The 6,816-nt window shown below is 49.0% G+C and carries 5 protein-coding genes; all 5 read right to left on the reverse strand.

Annotation, left to right across the window (positions count from 1 at the left end; genetic code table 11):
* On the reverse strand, positions 1-1,380 hold a 1,380-nt coding region (locus ACR0QE_RS12745), incomplete at its 3' end, for a TrkH family potassium uptake protein (protein ID WP_432628713.1).
* 14 nt (positions 1,381-1,394) lie between these two features.
* The gene (trkA, locus tag ACR0QE_RS12750; RefSeq protein WP_432628714.1) at positions 1,395-2,750 is read right to left on the reverse strand and encodes a Trk system potassium transporter TrkA; all 1,356 of its coding nucleotides are present in this window, start codon (positions 2,748-2,750) and stop codon (positions 1,395-1,397) included.
* A 13-nt stretch (positions 2,751-2,763) separates the two neighbouring features.
* Complete coding sequence (locus ACR0QE_RS12755) at positions 2,764-3,957, reverse strand: ribonuclease E/G (RefSeq protein ID WP_432628715.1); 1,194 nt, start codon at positions 3,955-3,957, stop codon at positions 2,764-2,766.
* Positions 3,958-4,668, reverse strand: a complete 711-nt coding sequence (locus ACR0QE_RS12760) for a TIGR03936 family radical SAM-associated protein (protein ID WP_432628716.1) — start codon at positions 4,666-4,668, stop codon at positions 3,958-3,960. It abuts the gene before it with no gap.
* Positions 4,652-6,520, reverse strand: coding sequence for a TIGR03960 family B12-binding radical SAM protein (locus tag ACR0QE_RS12765; RefSeq protein ID WP_432628717.1), 1,869 nt, complete (start codon positions 6,518-6,520; stop codon positions 4,652-4,654). The genes ACR0QE_RS12760 and ACR0QE_RS12765 overlap by 17 nt, the downstream gene beginning before the upstream one ends.
* Between the last annotated feature and the right edge of the window lie 296 nt (positions 6,521-6,816).

Here is a 6,816-nt window from a genome sequence, read left to right on the forward strand (position 1 = left end):
CCCTGCAAGCATGTCAAACATCATGACAACTTTTGAGAGCGGGCTGAAGAAGGCAAAATTGCAGGTCGGACCGGCTTTTGCAAGTCCCGGGCCGATGTTGTTGAACGTTGCAGCAATCGCCGTGAAATTTGTCTCAAGATCCGCATTGTCAAGGCTGATAAGCAGGACAGAGACAAAGAACACCAGAAAATATGCCGCCAGATATGCACCGAGAGACTTGATGATCGACTGGTCGATCGTCTTTCCCTCAAATTTCAGTACTTTGATACTTCTCGGATGAATCAGGGACTGGATCTCTCTTCCAGCTGTCTTTGCAGCAATCACAACGCGGGAGACTTTGAGACCACCTCCGGTACTTCCCGCACAGGCTCCCATGAACATCAGGGTCACAAGAATCCATTTTGCAAAGGACGGCCACACATCAAAGTCCACGGTGGAAAAACCGGTTGTCGTGATCACGGATCCCACCTGGAACAGGGCATGATGGAATGCCAGAAGAAGGTTTGCAAACTGATCCCGGATATTCCACGCAATTAAAAGTGCACTGACAAGGATGATTCCGAAATAATACCGCACCTCCTCTGACTGGAGTGCCTCCTTCGGCTTCTTAATCAGCATCAGGTAATAAAAGTTGAAATTGACTCCGAAGAGAATCATAAACACGGTGATGATTGCCTGCTGAAGAATCGTGTAAGATCCACAGCTGGAATTTAAAACACCAAATCCTCCTGTTCCGGCTGTTCCGAGGGAGATGCACAGGGTGTCAAACCATGGCATCCCGCTGCAAAAAAGCAGAACCATCTGGATCACCGTCATCACAAAATAAATCAGATACAGGATTTTTGCCGTCGTCTTGACTCTCGGAACGAGCTTTCCGACGGACGGTCCCGGGCTCTCTGCTCTCATGATGTGCATGTTGTAACCGCTTGCCATCGGAAGAATCGCAAGCAGAAAGACGAGCACACCCATTCCGCCGATCCAGTGTGTAAAACTTCTCCAGACGAGCATGCAGTGGCTTAACGCCTCCACATCCGGCAGGATACTCGTTCCCGTTGTCGTAAATCCGGAGATTACCTCAAACATTGCATCTTCAAAGCGCGGAATCTCTCTGCTCAAAAAGAACGGAAGCGCGCCAAAGAAACTCAGGACAATCCAGCTGAGGGCAACGGAGACAAAGCCTTCCTTTGCATAAAAAACGGTATTTGCCGGGCGTTTATGGCCCAAAATCCATCCGAGCACACCGCAGACAAGACCGACTCCGACAAAATACCATCCGGCCGACTCCTGAAAAATGAGCGCGATCGCACACGGGAGCAGCATCAGGACGCCCTCCACACCGAGCACCCATCCGAGAAAATAGAAAATAATGCCGATATTCATATCCGATTCACCGCCTATCTCAAGATGTCTTTTAAGTCATTCAGTCCGGAGTGTGTCGTCACAACAATAACCGTATCTCCGACTTCAATCGTATCCTTGCCTCGCGGCGTGATAATCTGACCGTTCCGGTTGATGCAGGCGATCAGCAGGTTGTCCTTGAAGTTCAGTTTTTCAAGCGGAATTCCAATCATCGGAGCATCTTTTCCGACGCGGAACTCCAGCGCCTCTGCCTTTCCTGCTACAATCTTGTACAGGGTCTCGACGTTACTTCCCATGGAATTCTGCATAGCGCGGACATACTGCGTGATCGTGTCAGCAGTAATCATCTTCGGGTAGATGATACTTCCGAGATTCAGCTGCTGGATCACGTCCTCAAACGCAATTCGGTTGATCTTCGTCACAAGCTTTGCCTTTGTCACCGTCGCTGCATACAGGGAGAGCATGATATTCTCTTCATCAAAGCCGGTGAGCGCCGCGAAGGCTTCCGCCTGTCCGATGCCTTCCTCGAGAAGGAGCTGCTGGTTCGATCCATCCCCGTGAATGATCATTGCGCGCGGGAGAAGTTCGCTGAGCTCATGGCAGCGGTTCAAATCCTGCTCAATAATCTTTACCCGGATTCCCGCCTCATCAAGCATTTTTGACAGATAGTAAGTGATCTTTCCGCCGCCGACAAGCATAACCGATTTGATTGCCTTGCTGACAATACCGATCTGCTGAAGGAAATGCATCGCATCCCCCTGTGCCGCGATGAAAGAAATCTTGTCTCCGCTCATCAGGCGGAAATTTCCATCCGGGATGATGACATCGTGACCGCGCTCCACCGCACAGATCAGGACATTACACTTTAACTTTGTGGCAACCTCAAAAATCTGAATATTGTGAAGAACAGAGTTCTCCGGAATCAGAAATTTCATCAGCTCCACGCGGCCCTTTGCAAAGGTATCGATCTTGATGACAGATGGGAACTTGATCAGGCGGGAGACTTCTTTTGCCGCTGCAAGCTCCGGATTGATCGCCATCGAGAGGTTCAATTCCTCACGGATATAGCGGGTCTCATTGGCATACTCCGGATTGCGGATACGGGCAATCGTGTGACAGTTTCCGGCTTTCTTTGCAATCAGACAGCAGAGCATATTGAGCTCATCAGAATCAGTCGTTGCAATCAGAAGATCTGTGTCTTTGATTCCCGCCTCGATCTGAACCTGATAGATGGCACCGTTTCCCTCAACGCCCATCACGTCGATGCTGTCTGTGACGCTTTTGAGCGTATCCGCATTCTTGTCGATCACCGTAATATCATGTCCCTCATTGTTCAACTGTTCCGTCAGCGTCAAACCGACCTTTCCGCACCCCACAACAATAATTTTCATGTGTATTTTCCCCTTAATTTTCCTGAGTATGATCCGCTGCGTGATGAAGCTGTTCCCAGAGAGGTTTCTTCTCTTTCTTTCGGGTCAGCTCCACTAAATTCAGCTGAGTCATGTCTACGACCGTCGTCTTCACCGGATCTGATTTCACAAATCCCCGAAGTGCATCCATCAGAGCCGCCTTATCATCCGGATCTTTCATGTCAATAAAGTCGACAAGAATGATGCCTGAAAGGTTGCGAAGGCGAAGCTGGTGTGCAATCTCTTTTGCTGCCTCCAGATTAACCACGCGGATCGCTTCCGCCTGTTTCTTGTTTCCGGAATATTTTCCGGTGTTGACATCGATGACCGTCATCGCCTCCGTGTACTCGATAATCAGATATCCGCCTGATTTGAGCCAGACGCGCTTCTGACATGCCTGATCCATCACTGTGCGGAGGGAATACAGGGCAGTCAGACTGATCATCGGATCCTCATAAAAGCGCAGTTTTGAAATACTTTCCGGATCGTAGAGTTCTAAATACTGACGAATCGTCTCGTATACATCTCTCTGATCGGTAACAATCTCCTCGAGCATTCCCTGTGGACATCCCCGAAGACTTTTTAAATACTCCGGCTCAGCTTCCCGAAGCAGGGAGTAGCAGGTACGATAGGACGCATCCTTTTTGATCTGATGCAACTGTTCGAGCAAAAGTCTGGTTTCCCGGAAAAGTTCCGCAGAATGTCCGTAGGCATTCGTGCGGACAATCAGACCCGCCTCACCGCCGAGAATTTCCTCAAGCTGTGGGCGGATCTCTTCTTTCCAGGAGCGGTCCGTAATTTTTGAGGAAAAACCGATCAGAGTTTTTCCGGCGGTCAGAACCGCATACTTGCCGGTGAAGTTTAAATTTCCGCTTAAAACCGGATCTTTGGTCTTCATCGCATCTTTTGCAACCTGCACAATAATCTCATCTCCGCATTTTAAGCTGCGCTCTCTCCCATCTGCAAACAGAGAGACGGGAGAATCGTGAAGACTGTAATAACCGATGCGGTCCGGCGCAAAATTCACAAATGCGCAGTTTAAATTTTTGATGATGTTGCTCACTTTTCCAATATAGATATTTCCAAGAATGGAAGTTTCCTCCTCAATGCCAAGCTCCAGTGGCTCTTTTTCCGAAAACCAGGCAGTGAGCAGGCGTCTTTCCCATCTTGTGATCACCATCTTATTCATTTATTTAATGTCTTCTCCAAACTCTTCCAGAGAAATCAGAGTGGAAGGATCTTCTTTTTTCGGTGCATAGACTTCCAGGCGCGTGATCATCAGTGCAAATTCTGAGAGCGGAAGGTTCCTGCTGTCCATGTATGCCTGAATGACTGCCGACGGCTTTAAGTTTGCTGCACTTCCGGTAGCTACTTTCAAAAAGATTGCATGATCGTCCTCCTCGTGAAGCTCGTAGATCATCGGGCGGATATCGACCTCTTTCTCACTCTTTTTTGTCTTCTTGAGAATCAGGATCTGCTCCTGCTTCATGAAGGCAAGCAGGCCATCCATGAAGTCTCTCCAGTCTTCCGGCTCATAGCCTTCGCGGAAGCGGAGACGGTAATCGGCAGCGGCAACGATAGACATTGCATTTGCCGCATCATCCGGCAGCACACGGTAGCTTAAAACTTCAGATCCATCCACCATAACCTCGTTGATCCGGCGAAGCATTTCTTCGGAGGAATCGGTGCTCTTTACCTCAATATCGACATACTCGCCACGACTCTCCATTCCGACACCGAGAGGAGCTGCAAACGACATGATCTGATGTGGGCTGAATCCCGTGCTGTAACAGATATCCACATCTGCACGGCGCATGATTTTCTGGAAGTACCGCATCATGTCAAGATGACCGATGAATTTCATGGTGCCTTCCTTGGCAAACTTAATTCTTATTTTCAAAGCAGACACCTCCCTCAAATACTCTCGCTCCACAGCCGGAACAACGCTCGCGGCAGTTCGGCGTTACTTTTGCGTCCATCGCATTCTTCCACTCTCTCTTTAAGAATTCTTTTGTCACTCCTGCATCGATGAAATCCCATGGGAAGACTTCATCAAGGCTTCTCTCTCTCGTTGTGTAGAAATCGATGTCAATTCCGCAGGTCTCAAATGCCTCCATCCAGATCTCATTGTGGAAGAACTCCGACCAGGAATCAAACAGAGCGCCCTTGTGGTAAGCTTCCTCGATGACAGCTGCCACTTTGCGGTCTCCTCTTGCAAGAACACCCTCGAGCACAGTCAGATCAGCCTCATGGTAGTTGTACTTGAGGCTCTTGAAGTTGAGCATCTCGCGGAACTTGTGCTTGACGATGTAAGCGCGCTCTAAGAATTCGTCCTTCGTGCACATTTTCGCCCACTGGAACGGGGTGAATGGCTTCGGAACGAAGAAGGAGGAACTTGCAACGACCTGAACTTTTCCGTTTCTCTGCTCCTTCGGAATCTCGTCATAGTAGAGCTCTGCGACTTTCTCAGAGAGAAGCGCAATGCCTTCCATATCTTCCACGGTCTCGGTCGGCTGTCCGAGCATGAAATAGAGTTTTACACGGTTCCATCCACCGTGGAAAGCTTCGGATGCGCCCTTCAGGATGATCTCCTCCGTCAGACCCTTGTTGATGACATCTCTCTGCTTCTGGCTTCCTGCCTCCGGCGCAAATGTCAGGCTGCTCTTCTTGACATCCTGTACCTTGCTCATGACATCAAGGGAGAAGGCGTCAATTCGCAGGGACGGAAGAGAAATGTTGACACCCTTGCCGTGGAACTCATCGATCAGGAAGTTTACAAGTTCTTTCAGGTGGGAGTAATCACTGGAACTAAGGGAACTCAGTGTAATCTCCTCGTGACCGGTGTTCTTAAGCATCTCATATGCGTAATGCTTCAGATACTCGAGGCTGTGCTCACGCAGTGGGCGGTAGACATTTCCTGCCTGACAGAAACGGCAGCCACGGATACAGCCGCGCTGGATTTCCAGAACAACACGGTCCTGTGTAACCTTGATAAACGGAACGACCGGTTTTTCGATATATGGAGCGTCGTCCATATTGACAACGATCTGTTTCGTGATCTTCTCCGGAATGCCCGGTGCATTCGGCTTGAAGCTCTCGATTGTGCCGTCCTCTTTGTAGGTGACGTCATAGTATGCCGGAGCATAAATGCCCGGAAGCTTTGCCGCTGCCTCAATGATGTCACTTCTGTTTCCGCCGTTTCGACGGATCTCCTTGTAGAGGTCAAACAGGGCGTCGTACTGCACCTCACCCTCTCCGATGTAGAACAGATCGAAGAATGGGGCTAACGGTTCCGGGTTATATGCGCACGGGCCGCCGCCGATGACGATCGGGTCGTTTTCCTTGCGGTCTTCAGCGTGCAGCGGGATTCCGGACAGGTCAAGCACCTGAAGGATATTGGTGTAACACATCTCATACTGAAGCGTGAATCCAAGGAAGTCGAACTCGTGGATCGGATCCTGGGACTCCAGCGCAAACAGGTGGATATGCTCTCTTCTCATGATCTCATCCATATCTGCCCACGGTGAGAACACACGTTCGCAGTACACATCATTACGCTTGTTGAACATCGCGTAAAGGATCTGCATGCCGAGATGGGACATACCGATTTCATACACATCCGGGAAGCACATGGCAAAGCGGATGTCGACGGAGTCCGGGTCTTTCATGACGGCATTCATCTCGTTGCCCAGATAGCGGGCCGGCTGCTGAACACTCAGCAGAATCTCGTCACTTAATGCTAATTTTCTCATAATTCTTTATTACCTGCATTTTTTCGTATTTTCTGTTGCATTTTCTCAAAGCTTTCCTTTTCGTATATCTGAAACAGAATCGGAAGTGCAACTAAAATCCAGATATTTTAAGGCACTTTGTCGAATTTTGCAAGAATTCATTGTTTATTTTTCCTAAAAATTAGACAAAAACACTCATATCGGACTTGGATCATTATACGTTATTTATCAGGTTTCTGCAAGGAGTTCTTAGATTGTCACCTCCCATAATAAAAATTCTTCAGATTGTCGCTAAAGTCGCCGGGGCTGTCGCACTA

This window comes from Brotaphodocola sp. (assembly GCF_050873065.1).
Lineage (GTDB): Bacteria > Bacillota > Clostridia > Lachnospirales > Lachnospiraceae > Brotaphodocola.

Bases quoted from the DNA above. Each gene is read 5' to 3' on its own strand.
- ACR0QE_RS12765 (WP_432628717.1), bottom strand. From the start codon at position 6,520: ATGAGAAAATTAGCATTAAGTGACGAGATTCTGCTGAGTGTTCAGCAG.
- trkA (WP_432628714.1), bottom strand. From the start codon at position 2,750: ATGAAAATTATTGTTGTGGGGTGCGGAAAGGTCGGTTTGACGCTGACG.
- ACR0QE_RS12755 (WP_432628715.1), bottom strand. From the start codon at position 3,957: ATGAATAAGATGGTGATCACAAGATGGGAAAGACGCCTGCTCACTGCC.